The organism is Paracoccus benzoatiresistens, assembly GCF_026913015.1.
In the GTDB taxonomy this organism is placed as follows: domain Bacteria; phylum Pseudomonadota; class Alphaproteobacteria; order Rhodobacterales; family Rhodobacteraceae; genus Paracoccus; species Paracoccus benzoatiresistens.
In genome coordinates this window covers 309,583-325,936 of record NZ_JAPTYD010000001.1, presented here as the reverse complement: position 1 = coordinate 325,936, position 16,354 = coordinate 309,583, and the positions used below count along the sequence as shown (strand labels likewise).

Genomic DNA, 16,354 nt, shown 5'->3' with positions numbered 1-16,354 from the left:
CCCTGCCCTGCCGCAAGCGGCGTCATGCCGCACGAATCGTGTCTCCCGGCAGGAAGGTCGGGGTCAGCGCGACGATGCGATCTTCCGGGATGGCGTCCTTGCCCGCGACCAGCCGGGCCGCGCGCCGCCCGATATCCACGCGGCGCGCATCGGTGGTGGCCAGCCGCACCGGCAGCCCATCCAGAAGATCGACGCCGTTGAAGCCCGCAAGGCCGATCCGGTTCGGAATGTCATAGCCCTTGTCGAGGCAATGCAGCAGCCCGCCCGCCCCGATCATGTCGTTCGAGAAGTAAAGGAAATCCAGGTCCGGGGCGCGCGTCAGAATCCGCTCGGTCAGTTCCCGCCCCTTCAGCAGCGAGGACCCGCCCTGGTAGTATTCGCGCGCCTCCAGCGTGACGCCGGCCTCGGCCAGGCCCTCCTCGAAGCCGGCCAGGCGCTTGCGGGCACGGTGATCCTCGGGCATGTGGGTGCCCACGAAACCGATCCGGCGATAGCCCGCGGCCAGGATGCGCGCGGCCATCTCGCGCCCCGCGCGCCGGTGCGAGATGCCCACGACCGTGTCGATCACCTCGCCGTCCACGTCCATGATCTCGACCACCGGGATGCCGGAATTGGCCAGCATGGCGCGCGAGGCCTTGCTGTGTTCCAGCCCGGCCAGGATTACGCCGGACGGTCGCCAGGACAGCATGTCGTAAAGCACCATCTCCTCCCTTGCGGGGGAATAGTTGGTGACGCCGATCACCGGCTGCAGCCCGGTGTCGTCCAGTTCGGCCGAAATCCCGCCCAGCACGTCGGGAAAGACCAGGTTGGACAGCGACGGAATCACCACCGCCACCAGGTTCACCCGTTGGCTGGCCAGCCCGCCTGCGATCTTGTTGGGGACATAGCCCAGCATCTTCGCCGCCGTCAGCACCTTTTCCCGCGTCGCCGCCGAGACATCGCCCCGGTTGCGCAAGACCCGGCTGACGGTCATCTCCGACACACCCGAGGCTTCGGACACATCCCGCAGGGTCAGCGGGCGGCGGGGTCGAGGAGCGTTCATCAGGCACCGATCAATCACGTCTTTGCGCGATGTTAGCGGACGGCAACAACCGCGACAACCTTGCCAAACCACGCATCACCGGTCAAAAGGGGCGTGGCGGCCCCGTGGCTCAACTGGATAGAGCAGCCCCCTCCTAAGGGGCAGGTTACAGGTTCAAGTCCTGTCGGGGTCACCAGACAATCCCGCATGCAAGAATGACCGCCGCAGATCGCAAGATCGCGACTGCGCACCATGCTGCAATGCAGGGGATAAGGGGGGAAATGGTGGGCGACCCTGGAATCGAACCAGGCATGGGTCTCCCCGGCGGAGTTACAGTCCGCTGCCGCACCTTGCAGCACGTCGCCCGCCGAACGCTTTCGGCGTGGGGGCGTCATTAGCGGGCGGGAAACGGGGCGTCAAGCGGATTTCCGGGCCTTGCGCCCCCTGCGCGTCGCGCGCATTGAAGAGCCAAGCCGAAAGGATCATGCGCATGACCGAAAGACCGGGGAAGCCCAAGAAGCCCACATGGGTGATCGACAAGGAACGGGCGCGCCGCGCGGCCGCGGCGGAAACGGTGTGGCTGTTCGGCCTGCATGCCGTGCGCGATGCCCTGGCCAATCCCCGGCGGGAGAAGCTGCGGCTGGTGGTCACGCAGAACGCGCTGGACCGCCTGGGCGACCTTCATGGCATGGAGCCCGAGATCACCGATCCCCGCATCTTCGGCAAGGCCGTGCCGCTGGCGCCCGACAGCGTCCACCAAGGCGCCGCGCTGGAGGTGAAGCCGCTGAAATGGGGCGGGCTCAGCGATGTCGTCCTGCGCGAGGCCGCGGGCGAGAGGCGGCCGCTGCTGGTGGCGCTGGACCGTGTCACCGACCCCCACAACATCGGCGCCGTCCTGCGCTCGGCCGAGGTCTTCGGGGCACGCGCGGTGATCGCCCCTGCCCGTCATTCCGCACCCGAGACAGGCGCGCTGGCCAAGACCGCCTCCGGCGCCCTGGAGCGCCAGCCCTATCTGCGCGTGCCGAACCTGGCCGAGGCGCTGTCGCAACTGAAGGGCATGGGCTTCACCCTGATCGGGCTGGACGGGACCGGCGACAAGACGCTGCCCGACCTGCTGGGCAGCCTGCCGGGCCGCGCCGTCTGCCTGGTCCTGGGGGCGGAGGGGCCGGGAATGCGCGAACTGACGGTGAAAAGCTGCGACCATGTCGCGCGCATTCCCTTCGCCGCGGACTTCGGGTCGCTGAACGTGTCGAACGCCGCGGCGGTGGCGCTTTACGCCGCCAGCATGGCATAAGGGTCACATCACCGCGACAATACGCGCCGCGCGGTTGAGATTTGGGGCATGCGCTGCCAATTAGGCGTCCTGCTGCCATGATCGCCCGCCCATGAAAACACTGTTTTTGTCGCTGTTCCTGTTGTCAGTCCCCGCCCTGCCGGTCCTTGCCGAGAACTGGGCCATTGACGGATTCGATGCCGTGGGTTTCGTGCAAAGCGGCCGGCCCGTTCCTGGCCGGGGCGACATCACGACCATGTGGAAGGGCCAGGTCTGGCATTTCGCCAGCGAGGAAAACCGCGACCGCTTCGAATCCGATCCGCGCAGCTTCGCGCCCGCCTTTGGCGGACTCTGTCCCCTGGCCCTGTCCAAGGGGCGGCGCGTACCGGGCGATCCGCGGCATTTCGTGGTGATAGGGAATCGGCTTTACCTGGTCGGTTCGGACCGTTCCGCCCGGGAACTGCGCCGTGCGCCGCAGGAAATCCTAGCCCGGGCCCGCCAGATCTGGGATCAGTGACGGCGACTTTCGTCGAATCCTATCACTAATCAGTGATCGCACTGGAACTTTCGGGTCTGTTGCACATTTACCCTTTGGAACATGACCTCGGAACCGTCATGTTCAGATCACTGTCCCTCGTTCCGCGACTTGCGCCCGGCCAGCCTTCTGGACCGGGCGCCTTTTCTATGTAATGGTGCATACGACTTTTGGACGAGGAGGGGAGGCCCGTCATGGAAGTGGCTTTCGAGGACGACGAGGATATTGCCCGCATTGCGCGCACCGTGAAGGTGATTGCGGTCGTGGGAATGTCGCCCAAGGAATGGCGGCCCAGTTGGGGCGTAGCGCGCTATTTGCAAGCCAACGGCTTCCGCATCATTCCCGTCAATCCTGGCCATGCCGGCGAGAAGATCCTGGGTGAGACGGTTTATGCCAGCCTGTCGGACATTCCCAGGTCGGCGGGCGTGCAGATGGTGGACATCTTCCGTCGTTCCGAAGCCGTGGGGCCTGTCGTGGAGGAGGCCTTGCAGCACCTTCCCGACCTGCAGTCGATCTGGTTGCAACTGGGGGTCCGCAACGATGCGGCGGCGGCGCGGGCAAGGGCCAAGGGCATCACCGTGATCCAGGATCGCTGCCCCAAAATCGAATTCGCCCGCTTTTTGTGATTGACACCAAAAGAAAAAGCCCCGGCGCTTTGCCGGGGCTTTTTTTTGTCACTGCGCGTTCGCGGTTTGCAGCAGATCGGTGATCCGTCGCACCGCCGCGCGGCGGTTTTCACGGACATCGCCCTCCTGGCGCACCTGCGGGAACTGCTCGCCATAGCCCTGCACGACCAGGTTTTCCGGCGGAACCTGGAAATACTCGGACAAGGCCAGAGCCACCGATTCGGCGCGGCGGTCGGACAGCGCCAGGTTGGCCGTATCCGCTCCGACAAGGTCCGTATGGCCTTCGATCAGGAACACCTCTTGCGGATTTTCGGCAATGGCTTCCTGGATGACGTTGCCCAGGGCCGAAAGCTGGCGCGCCTGATCGGGACTGATCGCGGCCGAGCCGCTGTCGAAGGTGATCGCGTCGATATTGACCGGCGCCACCAGAGAGCGCACCTCGGGAATGCTGCGGACCTGGCCCAGGGTAAAGCGGCGGTCGATATCGACCTCGCTGCGCAGGGCCTCGCGCAGGGCGCTTTCGTCGCCATAGGTGCCGGGGTCGTACACCGGCGCCGGGGCGGGCAGCGTGGCGATATCGACGGGCTCCACCTCGGCGGTGTCGTCGATCAGCCGGGTCTGGGTGCCATCGGGCGAGACCAGCGTGCGGCGCAGGACGCGCAGGTCGGCGTCGCGGATGGTGACGACCCGGCTGCCATCGGCCCGCGTCACCACGGTCCGCGACGAGCCATCGTCGAAGTTCTCGGTCGAGACGGTTGAACCCGGCTGGCGCAGCAGAGCCACCTCGTCCTTGATGACCTCCTGGCTGCCATCGGCGCGGGTGACGACAACCCGGTCGGGGGCAGACAGGGCAACCTGCCGGTTGTTGTTCAGGTAGGTGCCCACGGCAACCGCGCCCAAGCCCAGAAGCAGCGCCTTGGCCAAGTCGTTGTCGTCATCATCGTCGTCATTATTCTGCGCCTGCGCCTGCGCCTGCTGCTGCGCCCGCGCCTGCTGCTGCCGTGGCGCCCGTTGCCCGGCCTGGGGCTCCAGGGCCTCGCGGAGGCTGGTCGAGAAGTCCTCGTCCGAGGAGCGGCTGTTTTCCTTGGTGATCCGCTGCTCGACGACCTCGCCCTGCTGGTCGTCGTTCAGCGCGGCAGCGGGGGCGGCGCGGGTTTCCTGCGCGGCCTGACGCGCGACTTCGCCGCGGGGGGCGCGCGCTTCGGGGGCGCGGGCCTGCTGCGGGGCGGCCTGGCCGGCCCGTTGCGGCTGGCCCCCGCCCTCGGTCGTTATGTTGCGCTGCTGCTGTTGGTCGCGCTGCAGCCTTTCACGCACGGCCTGCTCGTCCGGAGCCTCGGCTGCGGGCGCGGCTGGCTGGCCCGCCTGCCGGCGCGCAGGATTGCCGGGCTGGGCAGCCGGGGGCTGCGCGGCCTGCTGTTCCCTTTGCAGGGCCTGTCCCAAGGCATCGTCGCTGCCCGCGCGCTGCGGGCGCCGTTCGTCCACAGCGTCCCGGGCGGGCGCCGCCTGCTGCTGGCGCTGCGCGGGGCGTTCGGACTGCTGCTCGCGGGCCGCCTGCTGCGGGCGCTCCTGGTTCTGCCGGCGGGCGGGTTCCTCGGGGCGTTCGGCCTGCCCGCGCCGAGTGGCTTCTTCCTCGGCGGACTGGCGGGCGGCACGCTCCTGGGCGCGCTGCGGCTTTTCCTGCTGCTGGGCGGCGCGGCCTTCGGCGCCGGAGGCAGGACGCTGTTGCTGCTGTTCCCTTGCTGCCTGGGCCGGGCGCTCTGCCTTGGGCTTGGGCTCGGGTTTGGGCTTGGCTTGGGCAGCCTCGGGTTGCTGGCGTTCAGCAGGCTGGCGCTGGCGTTCGGTCCGCTGCGGCGCGGGCTCGGCCGCCGGCGCGGGCTGCTGCTGTGCCCGCCGCTGTGCAGGTGCGGCGGGTTCGGCAGGCTGCGCAGGCTCGGCGCGCTGGCGCTGCGGCTCGGCGGCGGGGGGTTTCTGGCCTGCCCGCTGCTGCTTTTGCTGGGCCTGGGCCGGGTCGGCCTCCTGCTTGGGTGCGGCAGGCTGCGCCTGTCCCGCGCGGACCGGCGGCTGATCCCCTTCGACCTCGGCCAGGATCAGCGGCGCGGCCCCTTGGTTGCCATCGGCCGCCCGATTCGCCGGAGCGGCGGCGATCTGCGCCTGCGCAAGCTGCGGCACCAGCAGCGACAGGCAGGCCGCGATCGCGGTGGTGTTGTGGATGATCCGACGCATGGGACTCCTCTCCGTCGAACGATTGATCAGTGGATGATCTAACAGGTGGACAGAGGCCGTAGTTCCAAACACTTGCGTGACCCGCCCGTGATCGGCGGAAAGTCCCGTAATGCAAAAGGGCGCGGCTCAGGCCGCGCCCTGTCATGCCTTGATGGCAAAGAAGATTTCAGACGCCGTCGCCGACAAAGGCCTTTTCGACGACGAATTCCCGGGGCTCGGAATTCGCCCCTTCGCGCAGGCCGAACCCTTCCAGCACCGCCTTCACGTCCACGTTGAACGCCAGGCTGCCGCAGACCATGGCGCGGTCGGTTTCGGGGCTGATCGGCGGCAGGCCAAGGTCGGCAAACACCTTGCCCGAGGTCATGTTGTCGGTGATCCGGCCCATCAAGGGCGAATCCTCGCGCGTGGTGGTCGGGTAATAGACCAGGCGGTTGGCGAAATCCTCGCCGTAAAGCTCTCCCAGCAGGGGATCGTGGCGCAGGTTCTCGACCAGTTCGCGGCCATAGGCCAGCTCATCCGCCGTGCGGCAGGTGTGCATCATGATGACCTGCTCATAGCGCTCATAGGTCTCGGGGTCGCGCATCAGGCTGGCAAAGGGCGCGATGCCTGTGCCGGTCGCCAGGAACCACAGCCGCTTGCCGGGCAGCAGCGCGTCCAGCACCAACGTGCCCACGGGCTTGGGCCGCAGGATGATCTCGTCCCCCGGCTGGATGTGCTGCAGCTTCGAGGTCAGCGGACCGTCCGGCACCTTGATCGAGTAGAATTCCAGCTCCTCGTCCCAGTTGGGCGAGGCGATGGAATAGGCGCGCAGCAACGGCTTGCCGTTGTCGCCCAGCAATCCGATCATCACGAATTCGCCCGACCGGAAGCGCAGGCTGGCGGGGCGCGTCACACGGAAGGAAAACAGGCTGTCCGTCCAGTGCTTGACCGCCGTCACGGTCTGCGCATCGGGAAGGGTCTTGGCGGCGGTCTTGGGGGCGGCGTCGGCCACGGGGATGTCCAGGGTCATGTGAAGTCCTGCATATTCTAGTCAAAGAGGCGGCGGGGCGAAACCCTAGCCGGCCAGCTTGGCGCGATGATCGAAGGCTTTCCAATCGGCGCGAGCGATCCATTGCTCGGCCGGCTGGCGCGCGGCGATGTCGGGGGCGACCTCGACCTCGTCAAAGCCCACGCGGCGGGCCATGGCGTATTGGTCCGCGATCAGCCGGCCCGAGGCGCGAAGCCGGCCCTTGAAGCCCAGCTCCCGCAGCCGCCGAGCCAGCGAAAAGCCGCGCCCGTCGGAAAACGACGGAAAGTCGATGGCGATCAGCTCGCGATGCAGATGCTGGGCCAGATCGGCCAGCGGCGTGTCGGGGGCCAGGGTTTCCTCGGCCTCCTCCACCAGCGGGTGGAAGCCATCGTCGCGCGCGATGACGCGTTCGCTGTTCAACTGCTCGGTCATGCCGGAACCTTTCCGCGGACCATCTTGCCGCCAATGAAGTGGATGCCGCATTCGGTCTTGTCCTGCCCGCGCCAGCGCCCGGCGCGCGGATCCTCGCCCGGGCGCACCGGCGAGGTGCAGGGCGCGCAACCGATGGACGGATAGCCCCTGGCCACCAGCGGATGGCGCGGCAGGTTGTTCTCGATCATGTATTCCTGCACGTCCTCGGCCCGCCAATGGGCCAGCGGATTGATGCGCAGGCGCGACGGAGGCTCGGGCTCGAAGAAGTCGAGCGCCGCGCGGTCGCTGTTCTGGAACCGTTTGCGGCCCGTGATCCAGGCGTCATAGCTGGACAGGGCACGTTCCAGCGGCACCGTCTTGCGCAGGTCGCAGCAGGCATTGGCGTCGAACCGGTGCAGCGTCCCGTCGGGATCCTGGCGGGCGACTTCGGCGTCGCTGGCGCGGATCACCTGCACATTGGTCAGCCCCAGCCTGGCCGAGACATCGCGCTGATAGTCCAGCGTTTCCGGGAACAGCATCTGCGTGTCGATGAACAGCACCGGCAATCCCGGCGCCACGCGGCTGACCATGTGCAGCAGCACCACCGATTCCGCCCCGAAGGACGACACCAGCGCCACCCGGCCCAGGTCGGGATCAGACACGGCGCGGCGCAGGACCTCGGTCGCGGCATGATGCCGATAGCGGTCGTTCAGCCGCGCGGCCCGTCCGTCCAACGTGTCGTCAAGCATGGGCAGGCTCGGGATAGAGTGCTGCCTTGAAGGGCGCGGGACCAAGCCGGCGATAGGCGTCGATAAAGCGTTCCGAGGCGTCCGCGCGGACCTCCAGATAGGCGCGCAGCAGCCGGTCGATGGCGGGCACGACCTGATCATAAGGGAAGCCCGCGCCGGCGCGTTCGCCGATGGCCGGGATGTCATAGCCGTCGCCGCCCAGCGTGATCTGATAGTTCTCGACCCCTGCCCGGTCCAGGCCCAGGATGCCGATATGGCCCAGGTGGTGATGCCCGCAGGCGTTGATGCAGCCCGAGATGCGGATGTTCAGCTTGCCGATCTCGTCCTCAAGCCCCACATCCTTGAAATGCGTGGCGATCTCCTGCGCGATCGGGATCGAGCGCGCGGTGGCCAGCGTGCAGTAGTCCATGCCCGGGCAGGCGATGATGTCGCTGGTCAGCCCGGCATTGGCGGTTGCCAGCCCCGCCTTCTGCAACGCTGCATAGACGGCGGGCAGGTCCGACTTGTGGACATGGGGCAGCACGACGTTCTGGTCGTGGCTGATGCGCAGGTCGGCATGGCCGTATTGCTCGGCCAGGTCAGCCAGCAGGCGCATCTGGTCCGCGCTGGCGTCGCCCGGGGTCTCGCCATGCGTCTTGAAGGTCACGATGACGCTGGCATAGCCATCGATCTTGTGGGCGTGCAGGTTGGTGTCGGTCCAGCTGCGGAAGGCGCCGTTCCGCGCCCGCTCGGCCTCGTAAGCCTCGGTCGCGGCGTTGCGGAAGGCGGGGGCGGCGAAGCGGTCCTTGAAGATCGCCAGCGCCTCGCGGTCGGCGCCGTGGAAATCGCGGCGGCGGTTGGCGAATTCCTCCTCGACCTCGGCCTTGAAGACATCCAGCCCGCGTTCGTGGACGGTGATCTTGATGCGGGCCTTGTACTTGTTGTCGCGGCGGCCCGACAGGTTATAGGTCGAGATGATCGCCTCGATATAGGCCAGCAGGTCGGATTCGGGCAGGAAGTCGCGGATCACCTTGCCCAGCATGGGCGTGCGGCCCAGACCGCCGCCGACCCAGACCTCGAACCCGGTCCGGCCGTCCTTCTGGATCAGGCGCAGACCGATGTCGTGGGCGGCCACAAGCGCGCGGTCGCGTTGCGCGCCGGTGATCGCGATCTTGAACTTGCGCGGCAGGAACTGGAATTCGGCATGGTCCGTGGACCAGCTGCGCAGCAGCTCCGCATAGGGGCGCGGGTCCATCCATTCGTCGGCGGCAGCGCCCGCGAAGGCGTCGGTCGTCACGTTGCGGATCGTGTTCCCCGAGGTCTGGATCGCGTGCATCCCGACCGAGGCCAGGTTGTCCAGCATGTCGGGAATGTCCACCAGCCGCGGCCAGTTGAACTGGATGTTCTGGCGCGTGGTCCAGTGGCCGTAGCCCTTGTCATAGGTTTCGGCCAGATGGGCCAGCATCCGCATCTGGTCGGGGCTGATGGTGCCATAGGGAATGGCGACCCGCAGCATATAGGCATGCAGTTGCAGATAAACGCCGTTCATCAGGCGCAGGGGCCGGAATTCGTCCTCCGTCAGGCTGCCGTCCAGACGGCGTTCCACCTGGGTCCGGAACTGGGCCGCACGGTGGCGCACATAGTCGGTATCGACGGGACGGACGTCAAACATTGCTGGCCTCGGTCTGCTTTGCGGTGGCTTGCTTTGCGGCTTGGATGCCGTGGAAGTAATTGGATGGCCCGCGCTGGCGGAAGGCCTCGCGGAAATGGGTCGGCTCGGGGCCGCGGGGGCCGCGCCGCGCCTCGACCAGATAGGGGCCGACGACGATGTTCGACTGGCCGACGGCCTTCAGCAGCGCCAGATCCGCGATGGCCTCGTCCTCGAACAGGGTCGCGCGCGCGGGATCGGCGGTCCAGCCATCCTCGCACATCCAGACGTTATGGCCTTCGCGCAGGTCGTTTGCGGTAATGACGCCGGGTTTGGCGGCCGTCGGGACGAAGGCTTTGCTCATGGTCGGACCCTTTCGGATTGATGCTGACAATATAGAATTTTGTTCTGGAATTTTGCGATAGGCTAAGGGAAATAAGGACATTCAGCCACGATGGTCGGTCATGTCGGAACAGCTTCCACAGAATGCAGGCGCAGCAAAAACAAATTTCCGGCTGGACGAGGTGGATCGCAAAATCCTGTCCTTGCTGCAAGAGGATGCGAGCCTGTCGCTGGACCAGATTGCCGACCGCGTGGGGGCATCCAAGACCCCGGTCTGGAACCGGATCCGCAAGTTGCGCGAGGCCGGCGTGATCCGCCGCCAGGTGGCGATTCTGGACCCCGAGGCGCTTGGGCTGGAGGCCTGCTTCTTCGTGCTGATCCGCACCAGCGAACACGACAAGAACTGGGCCGCCCGCTTTCTCAAGGCGCTGCGCGAACGCCCCGAGGTGATCGAGGCGCACCGCCTTGCGGGCGACATCGACTACATCCTGAAGGTGCAGGTCCGGAACGCGCGGGCCTATGACCGCTTCTACCAGTCGCTGATCGGCGAGGTGAAGATTCACAACGTCACCGCCCTGCTGTCGATGGAGGAGATCAAGGCAACCAGCGCGCTTCCCATCCCGGATGTTACGCGCTAGGGTTGTGCCGACCCGGGGGGCCGCATGTCCGACTATACCATCTGGCACAATCCGAAATGCTCGACATCGCGCTTCGTGCTGCAGGCCCTGCAGGATGCCGGAGCAGAGGTGGAGGTGCGCGACTATCAGGCGCAGCCGCCCACGGTCGGGGAACTGCGCGCGGCGCTGGACCGGCTGGGGCTTGCCCCGCGCGGGCTGCTGCGGCGCAGGAACACGCCTCATGACGAACTTGGCCTGGGCGATCCGGCGCTGTCGGACGATGCGCTGATCGCCGCCATGGCCGAACATCCCGCCCTCATCGAACGCCCCGTGGTCTTCGGGCCCAAGGGCGCCCGCCTGTGCCGGCCCAAGGAAGCCGTCTTCGATCTGCTGGCCCCCTGATGGCCGCGCCGAACCTGCTGATCCTGGCCCAGGGCGGACGGCTGGAATTCGAGGCGATCATCTTCGCCGCCAGCCTGCGCCATTCCGCCCCCGGCTTCGCCGGCCGCCTGATCGTCGCCGAACCGCAGCCCGACGGCGCGTGGGCAGGGCACGGCACGCGGATCGGCGATGACACGCGGGGCCTGCTGGCCGACCTGGGGGCCGAGATCCTGCCCTTCACCGCCCGCCATTTCGGCGCAGCCTATCCTTATGGCAACAAGATCGAGGCGCTGTCGGTCCTGCCCGCAGGCCAGCCCTTTGCCTTCTTCGACACCGACACGCTGATCACCGGCCCGCTGGAGCAGGTGCCCCTTGCCACCGCTCGCCCCGCCGCGTCAATGCGGCGCGAGGGAACATGGCCCGAGCCCCCGCTCTATGGCCCCGGCTATGGCGGGATCTGGAAATCGCTCTACGACCGCTTCGGGCTGGACTTCGCGTCCTCGCTGGATCTCTCGCAGCCGGACGAGCATTGGGAACGCTATCTGTACTTCAACGCGGGCTGGTTTCTTGGCGCGGATCCGGCAGTCTTCGGGCAGCGATTCCTCGACTGGGCGCTGTCGATCCGCGACAACCCGCCCGACGAACTGGCCTGCCAGAGCCTCGACCCCTGGCTGGACCAGGTGACCCTGCCCCTGGTGATCCACAGCTTGGGCGGGGGGCGTCCCGGCCCCGACCTGGCAGGCCTGGATGGGGGCGCGACCTGCCATTACCGCAACCTGCCGCTGCTTTACGCGCGCGAACCCGACGCGGTGCTGGCGGTGTTGGAGGCCGCAACCGCGCCCAACCGCATCAAGAAGCGGCTGAAGGAATGGGAACCGGCCAGGCGGCTGGTCTATCAGGGCAAGGGCCGGGACAAGGTGCGCCCGCTGTTCGCCGGTGGCCTGCCGCCCAGGGAAAAGCCGATCCGGCAGGTGCTGAGGAAGAATGGCTGGTGGTGGGACTAGGCGCCCTGCCCCGCTGAAACCCGGACCGGGATCCCGCGCGGCAGGGAGCAGCCGACCATCGAGCTTTCCTTCGCCTCGTCGATCAAGGGCTGCGGGTCGGAGCCGTCCTCCAAGGCGCATTGCACCACCATCTCGGCCCCTGTCGCGATCAGCGGCTCGCCCTCCATCGCCAGATGCACCTTCACCGCGAGCGAGGAGATGGCAAGTCCGCGCCGATGCGCGATATAGCGCAGGTCGTTGCAGAAACAGCCGCCGATGGCCAGCGCCAGCAGTTGCGCCCCGTTGAAGCCAAGGCCCATGCCGCCGGCCTTGCCCTCGGGGCGGTCGGCGATAATGCAATGGCCGCCCGCCCAGCCCACGGCCGCCTCGGTTCCCGGCACATTCATCAGGCTGACGCTGACAACAGGCATGGCGCCCCCCGCTGGCCTGCCATCAGCCTAGCATGGACATGCCGTCCTGTGGCGTCACCCCTCGCCCGCCTCCTCGGTCGAGCCGCGCCAGATGTTCACGTCTCCGCCCGCCGACAAGTCGTCGATGCGGGCCAGTTCGTCCGTCGTGAAGTCCAGCCGCTCCAGCGCGCCGACGCAATCCACGACCTGAGAGGCCCGCGACGCCCCGATCAGCGCGCTGGTCACGCGGCTGTCGCGCAGGGTCCAGGCCACCGCCATCTGCGCCAGCGTCTGCCTGCGGGCTGCCGCCAGATCGTTCAGCCCGTTCAGGCGCGCGACCATGTCGTCCGTCAGCCAGTCCTGCGCCAGCGACTTGCCCTGTGCGGCGCGGCTGTCGGCCGGAATACCCTTCAGGTATTTGCCCGTCAGCATCCCCTGCGCCAGGGGCGTGAAGACAATGCTGCCGATCCCCTCGTCCTCCAGCGTGTCCAGCAGGCGGTCGCGTTCGATCCAGCGGTTCAGCATGTTGTAGCTGGGCTGGTGGATCACGCAGGGCGTGCCGAGATCCTTCAGGATCGCCGCGGCCTCGCGCGTGCGCGCGCTGTTATAGCTGCTGATGCCCACATAAAGCGCCCGGCCCGAGCGGACGATGTGATCCAGCGCGCCCATCGTTTCCTCCAGCGGCGTGTCGGGATCGAAGCGGTGGGAATAGAAGATATCGACGTGATCGAGGCCCATCCGCTTCAGCGACTGGTCGCAGGACTGGATCAGGTATTTGCGGCTGCCGTATTCCCCATAGGGGCCGGGCCACATGCGCCAGCCCGCCTTGGAGCTGATCACCAGCTCCTCGCGGCGGCCGGCGAAATCGGTGCGCAGGATTTCCCCGAAGGCTTCCTCGGCGCTTCCGGGCGGCGGGCCATAGTTGTTGGCCAGGTCGAAATGGGTGATGCCCAGGTCGAAGGCCGTGCGGCAGATGTCGCGCTTGGTGTCGTGCGGGGTGTCATGGCCGAAATTGTGCCACAGCCCCAGGCTGATCGCAGGCAGCAGCAGGCCGGATCGGCCGCAGCGGCGGTATTTCATCCGGTCGTAACGGTCAGGGTTGGGGCTGTGCATCACGATCCTGCCTTGCTGTTCACGCGCGGCGCAGGATGGTGCGGGACCCTGCCCGCGTCAAGCGGGCGGCCGGCCCGCGCAAGGTTGGCCCTTGCGCGAGCCGGGACCCGTCAGGCGAGCACGTCGTCGCAGCGGCCGCAGACGCCGGGATGCTTGTGCGTGCCCACATCGGGCAGGATCTTCCAGCAGCGCTGGCATTTCTCGCCTTCGGCCAGTTCGAACACCACGCCGATGCCCGGGCTTTCGGCCATGCGGAAGGCCTCGGCCGGGGCCGGGTCGGCGGTCAGCGACAGATCCGAGGTGATGCAGACATCCGCGAAGGCCACCGATTTCAGCGCGGCCAGCATGTCGCGATCCTCGACATGGATGACCGGGGCAGCTTCCAGGCTGGCGCCGATGGTCTTGTCGGACCGCTTGACCTCCAGCGCGGCGGTGACCACGCGGCGGGCGCGGCGGACATGGTCCCACTTGACCGCCAGCGGCTCGTTCAGCCAGTCGGCGGGGGTCACGGGGAAATCCTGCAGGTGGACGCTGTCGTCCCAGGACGGGAAGCGCGACAGCCACACATCCTCGGTCGTGAAGGGCAGGATCGGGGCCAGCCAGGTCACTAGGCGGTGGAACAGGATGTCCAGCACCGTCCGCGCCGCCCGCCTGCGCGGGTCGGTGGCCGCGTCGCAATAAAGCGCGTCCTTGCGGATGTCGAAATAGAAGGCCGACAGGTCCACGGTGCAGAACTGGAACAGCGTCTGGAACACGCCCTGGAAGTCGAACTGGTCGTAGCCCTTGCGGACCGCGTGATCCAGTTGCGCCAGACGGTGCAGGACCCACTGCTCAAGCTCGGGCATCTGGGCGGGGTCGATCTTCTCGGCATCCGTGAACCCGTCCAGCGCCCCCAGCAGGAAGCGCAGCGTGTTGCGCAACCGGCGATAGCTGTCGGCGGTGCCCTTCAGGATCTCGGGCCCGATCCGCTGGTCGGCGGTATAGTCCGCCTGCGCCACCCACAGCCGCAGAATGTCGGCGCCGTATTGCTCGATCACCTTTGCGGGGACGATGGTGTTGCCCAGCGACTTGGACATCTTCATGCCCTTTTCGTCCAGGGTAAAGCCATGCGTCACCACGTTGCGATAAGGCGCGCGGCCCTTGGTCGCGCAGCCTTGCAGCAGGGACGACTGGAACCAGCCGCGATGCTGGTCGGTGCCTTCCAGATAGACATCGGCGATGCCGTCCGGCGCACCATCCGCCCGGTCGCGCAGCACGAAGGCATGGGTCGAGCCACTATCGAACCACACGTCCAGCACGTCCGTCACCTGATCATAGTCGTCAGGGTTCGCGATGCCGTCCAGAACCTGCGCCTTGAAACCCTCGCGATACCAGACATCCGCGCCTTCGGATTCAAAAGCCGCGATGATGCGGTCGTTCACGCGGATGTCGCGCAGCAGGAAGTCGTCATCGGTGGGTTTGGCGCCCTTCCTGACGAAGCAGGTCAGCGGCACGCCCCATGCCCGCTGGCGCGACAGCACCCAGTCGGGGCGGTTCTCCACCATGGAATGGATGCGGTTTCGCCCGGTCTGCGGCCACCATTTCACCAGCTTGTCGATCGAGGTCAGCGCGCGGGTGCGGATCGTCTCGCCATGGTCGTTCATGCCGTCGGTCAGCGGCTTGTCGATGGCGGCGAACCATTGCGGGGTGTTGCGATAGATCAGCGGCGCCTTGGACCGCCAGCTGTGGGGATAGCTGTGCTTGATCTTGCCCTTGGCCAGCAGCGCGCCCGCGTAGGCAAGCTGCTTGATGACGCTGACATTGGCCGGGCCGTCCTTGCCGTCCGCGTCGATGATCGCCTGCCCGCCGAACAGCGGCAGATCGGTGCGATAGGACCCGTCGGGTTCGACGTTATAGGTCATCGGCAGCTTGAAGCGCAGCCCAAGCTGATAGTCGTCGTCGCCGTGGCTGGGCGCGGTGTGGACAAAGCCCGTGCCCGCGTCATCGGTGACGTGATCGCCGGGGAGGAGGGGGACGTCATAATCCCATTCGCCGTTGCCGCCTTCGACCCCGCGCAGGGGGTGGGCAAGGGTAAGGCCGGAAAGCTCGTCTGCCGGAACGTCGCACAGGCGTGCGAAATCCTCGACCTTCGCGGACTTCATCACGCTGTGGGCCAAGGCATTAGCCAGAACCAGCTTCTCGCCCGGCTGCGCCGTCGCGTTCTCGGCCACGGCCCTGACCTCATAAAGACCATAGGCAATGGCAGGGTTGTAGGCCACGGCCCGGTTCTGCGGGATGGTCCAGGGCGTCGTCGTCCAGATGACAATCGACGCGCCATCCAGACCTGCGACGGGCTTGAACCGCACCCAGATCGTGTGGCTGGTGTGGTCCTTGTATTCGACCTCTGCCTCGGCCAGCGCCGTCTTTTCCACCGGGGACCACATCACGGGCTTGGACCCCTGATACAGCGCGCCGTTCATCACCAGCTTCATGAACTCGGCCGCGATCACCGCCTCGGCATGGAAGTCCATCGTCAGGTAGGGATCGTCCCACTTGCCAGTGATGCCGAGGCGCTTGAATTCCTGCCGCTGGATGTCGATCCATTCATCGGCGAAGCGGCGGCATTCCTGACGGAACTCGACCACGTCAACGGCGTCCTTGTCGCGGCCCTCGGCGCGGTACTTTTCCTCGATCTTCCATTCGATCGGCAGCCCGTGACAATCCCAGCCAGGGACATAGCGCGCGTCGCGGCCCATCATCTGATGGCTGCGCACGATGATGTCCTTGATGGTCTTGTTCAGCGCATGACCGATATGCAGGTGCCCATTGGCATAGGGGGGACCGTCATGCAGGATGAAAGGCGCGCGACCTTCAGCCCTTTCGCGCAGGCGGTCATAGATGCCGATGCGCTCCCATCGGGCCAGCCATTCGGGTTCGCGTTGCGGCAGGCCCGCGCGCATGGGGAATTCGGTCTGCGGCAGGAACACGGTGTCGCGGTAGTCGGGGGCGTCGGTCGTAACGGTGGTATCGGCGGCCATCGGGGCATCCTTCGAGG

16 protein-coding genes and 2 tRNA genes are annotated in these 16,354 nt (G+C 66.9%); 7 read left to right on the top strand and 11 right to left on the bottom strand.

Going from position 1 to position 16,354, the window contains the following annotated elements; translation table 11 throughout:
- Nucleotides 1-22 precede the first annotated feature (22 nt).
- Nucleotides 23-1,042, bottom strand: coding sequence for a LacI family DNA-binding transcriptional regulator (locus tag OU682_RS01670; RefSeq protein WP_268940313.1), 1,020 nt, complete (start codon nucleotides 1,040-1,042; stop codon nucleotides 23-25).
- 98 nt (nucleotides 1,043-1,140) lie between these two features.
- On the opposite strand from OU682_RS01670, the gene OU682_RS01665 reads away from it, so the two are divergent.
- Nucleotides 1,141-1,217 (top strand) — tRNA-Arg (locus OU682_RS01665).
- Nucleotides 1,218-1,303: 86 nt separating this feature from the next.
- Here OU682_RS01665 and OU682_RS01660 read toward each other — a convergent pair.
- Nucleotides 1,304-1,387: transfer RNA gene (locus OU682_RS01660), tRNA-Tyr, on the bottom strand.
- Nucleotides 1,388-1,511: 124 nt separating this feature from the next.
- Here OU682_RS01660 and rlmB point away from each other — a divergent pair.
- From rlmB to OU682_RS01645, 3 genes are all read left to right on the top strand, one after another.
- Nucleotides 1,512-2,315, top strand: coding sequence for a 23S rRNA (guanosine(2251)-2'-O)-methyltransferase RlmB (rlmB, locus tag OU682_RS01655; RefSeq protein ID WP_268940312.1), 804 nt, complete (start codon nucleotides 1,512-1,514; stop codon nucleotides 2,313-2,315).
- Between the two features lie 91 nt (nucleotides 2,316-2,406).
- Complete coding sequence (locus OU682_RS01650; RefSeq protein WP_268940311.1) at nucleotides 2,407-2,811, top strand: YHS domain-containing (seleno)protein; 405 nt, start codon at nucleotides 2,407-2,409, stop codon at nucleotides 2,809-2,811.
- Nucleotides 2,812-3,023: 212 nt separating this feature from the next.
- Nucleotides 3,024-3,455, top strand: a complete 432-nt coding sequence (locus tag OU682_RS01645) for a CoA-binding protein (protein ID WP_268940310.1) — start codon at nucleotides 3,024-3,026, stop codon at nucleotides 3,453-3,455.
- A 48-nt stretch (nucleotides 3,456-3,503) separates the two neighbouring features.
- Here OU682_RS01645 and OU682_RS01640 read toward each other — a convergent pair whose 3' ends face one another.
- The 6 genes from OU682_RS01640 to OU682_RS01615 all read right to left on the bottom strand — a co-directional run bounded on the left by OU682_RS01640 (nucleotide 3,504) and on the right by OU682_RS01615 (nucleotide 9,838).
- A complete protein-coding gene (locus OU682_RS01640; RefSeq protein WP_268940309.1) occupies nucleotides 3,504-5,678 on the bottom strand; it encodes an OmpA family protein in 2,175 nt (724 codons plus the stop codon).
- 166 nt (nucleotides 5,679-5,844) lie between these two features.
- Nucleotides 5,845-6,687 carry a ferredoxin--NADP reductase gene (locus OU682_RS01635; RefSeq protein ID WP_268940308.1) on the bottom strand — a complete coding sequence of 281 codons (843 nt, stop codon included), beginning with the start codon at nucleotides 6,685-6,687 and terminating at the stop codon, nucleotides 5,845-5,847.
- Between the two features lie 45 nt (nucleotides 6,688-6,732).
- Nucleotides 6,733-7,119 (bottom strand): DUF934 domain-containing protein, encoded by a 387-nt coding sequence (locus tag OU682_RS01630; protein WP_268940307.1) that lies wholly within the window; start codon nucleotides 7,117-7,119, stop codon nucleotides 6,733-6,735.
- Complete coding sequence (locus tag OU682_RS01625; protein ID WP_268940306.1) at nucleotides 7,116-7,847, bottom strand: phosphoadenylyl-sulfate reductase; 732 nt, start codon at nucleotides 7,845-7,847, stop codon at nucleotides 7,116-7,118. The genes OU682_RS01630 and OU682_RS01625 overlap by 4 nt, the downstream gene beginning before the upstream one ends.
- Nucleotides 7,840-9,498 (bottom strand): nitrite/sulfite reductase, encoded by a 1,659-nt coding sequence (locus OU682_RS01620; protein ID WP_268940305.1) that lies wholly within the window; start codon nucleotides 9,496-9,498, stop codon nucleotides 7,840-7,842. Before OU682_RS01620 ends, OU682_RS01625 begins: the two co-directional genes overlap by 8 nt.
- Nucleotides 9,491-9,838, bottom strand: coding sequence for a DUF2849 domain-containing protein (locus OU682_RS01615; protein ID WP_268940304.1), 348 nt, complete (start codon nucleotides 9,836-9,838; stop codon nucleotides 9,491-9,493). Before OU682_RS01615 ends, OU682_RS01620 begins: the two co-directional genes overlap by 8 nt.
- Before the next feature lie 100 nt (nucleotides 9,839-9,938).
- Between OU682_RS01615 and OU682_RS01610 the strand changes: the two genes are divergently transcribed.
- Genes OU682_RS01610 through OU682_RS01600 form a run of 3 tightly spaced genes read left to right on the top strand, consistent with a single transcriptional unit; the run spans nucleotide 9,939 to nucleotide 11,818 of the window.
- A complete protein-coding gene (locus OU682_RS01610; RefSeq protein WP_268940303.1) occupies nucleotides 9,939-10,454 on the top strand; it encodes an Lrp/AsnC family transcriptional regulator in 516 nt (171 codons plus the stop codon).
- A gap of 24 nt (nucleotides 10,455-10,478) precedes the next feature.
- Nucleotides 10,479-10,835 carry an arsenate reductase (glutaredoxin) gene (gene arsC / locus OU682_RS01605; protein WP_268940302.1) on the top strand — a complete coding sequence of 119 codons (357 nt, stop codon included), beginning with the start codon at nucleotides 10,479-10,481 and terminating at the stop codon, nucleotides 10,833-10,835.
- On the top strand, nucleotides 10,835-11,818 hold the full coding sequence (locus OU682_RS01600) for a GT-B fold glycosyltransferase domain-containing protein (RefSeq protein WP_268940301.1): 984 nt from the start codon (nucleotides 10,835-10,837) through the stop codon (nucleotides 11,816-11,818). Before arsC ends, OU682_RS01600 begins: the two co-directional genes overlap by 1 nt.
- Here the strand turns inward: OU682_RS01600 and OU682_RS01595 are convergent.
- The 3 genes from OU682_RS01595 to ileS all read right to left on the bottom strand — a co-directional run bounded on the left by OU682_RS01595 (nucleotide 11,815) and on the right by ileS (nucleotide 16,337).
- Nucleotides 11,815-12,228, bottom strand: coding sequence for an OsmC family protein (locus OU682_RS01595; RefSeq protein ID WP_268940300.1), 414 nt, complete (start codon nucleotides 12,226-12,228; stop codon nucleotides 11,815-11,817). The genes OU682_RS01600 and OU682_RS01595 overlap by 4 nt on opposite strands.
- Nucleotides 12,229-12,282: 54 nt before the next feature.
- The gene (mgrA, locus tag OU682_RS01590) at nucleotides 12,283-13,323 is read right to left on the bottom strand and encodes an L-glyceraldehyde 3-phosphate reductase (protein WP_268940299.1); all 1,041 of its coding nucleotides are present in this window, start codon (nucleotides 13,321-13,323) and stop codon (nucleotides 12,283-12,285) included.
- Nucleotides 13,324-13,430: 107 nt separating this feature from the next.
- On the bottom strand, nucleotides 13,431-16,337 hold the full coding sequence (gene ileS, locus OU682_RS01585; protein ID WP_268940298.1) for an isoleucine--tRNA ligase: 2,907 nt from the start codon (nucleotides 16,335-16,337) through the stop codon (nucleotides 13,431-13,433).
- Nucleotides 16,338-16,354: the final 17 nt, after the last annotated feature.

Coding starts and splice junctions, on each gene's coding strand:
- OU682_RS01670 (WP_268940313.1), bottom strand. CDS start 1,042: ATGAACGCTCCTCGACCCCGCCGCCCGCTGACCCTGCGGGATGTGTCC.
- rlmB (WP_268940312.1), top strand. CDS start 1,512: ATGACCGAAAGACCGGGGAAGCCCAAGAAGCCCACATGGGTGATCGAC.
- OU682_RS01650 (WP_268940311.1), top strand. CDS start 2,407: ATGAAAACACTGTTTTTGTCGCTGTTCCTGTTGTCAGTCCCCGCCCTG.
- OU682_RS01645 (WP_268940310.1), top strand. CDS start 3,024: ATGGAAGTGGCTTTCGAGGACGACGAGGATATTGCCCGCATTGCGCGC.
- OU682_RS01640 (WP_268940309.1), bottom strand. CDS start 5,678: ATGCGTCGGATCATCCACAACACCACCGCGATCGCGGCCTGCCTGTCG.
- OU682_RS01635 (WP_268940308.1), bottom strand. CDS start 6,687: ATGACCCTGGACATCCCCGTGGCCGACGCCGCCCCCAAGACCGCCGCC.
- OU682_RS01630 (WP_268940307.1), bottom strand. CDS start 7,119: ATGACCGAGCAGTTGAACAGCGAACGCGTCATCGCGCGCGACGATGGC.
- OU682_RS01625 (WP_268940306.1), bottom strand. CDS start 7,847: ATGCTTGACGACACGTTGGACGGACGGGCCGCGCGGCTGAACGACCGC.
- OU682_RS01620 (WP_268940305.1), bottom strand. CDS start 9,498: ATGTTTGACGTCCGTCCCGTCGATACCGACTATGTGCGCCACCGTGCG.
- OU682_RS01615 (WP_268940304.1), bottom strand. CDS start 9,838: ATGAGCAAAGCCTTCGTCCCGACGGCCGCCAAACCCGGCGTCATTACC.
- OU682_RS01610 (WP_268940303.1), top strand. CDS start 9,939: ATGTCGGAACAGCTTCCACAGAATGCAGGCGCAGCAAAAACAAATTTC.
- arsC (WP_268940302.1), top strand. CDS start 10,479: ATGTCCGACTATACCATCTGGCACAATCCGAAATGCTCGACATCGCGC.
- OU682_RS01600 (WP_268940301.1), top strand. CDS start 10,835: ATGGCCGCGCCGAACCTGCTGATCCTGGCCCAGGGCGGACGGCTGGAA.
- OU682_RS01595 (WP_268940300.1), bottom strand. CDS start 12,228: ATGCCTGTTGTCAGCGTCAGCCTGATGAATGTGCCGGGAACCGAGGCG.
- ileS (WP_268940298.1), bottom strand. CDS start 16,337: ATGGCCGCCGATACCACCGTTACGACCGACGCCCCCGACTACCGCGAC.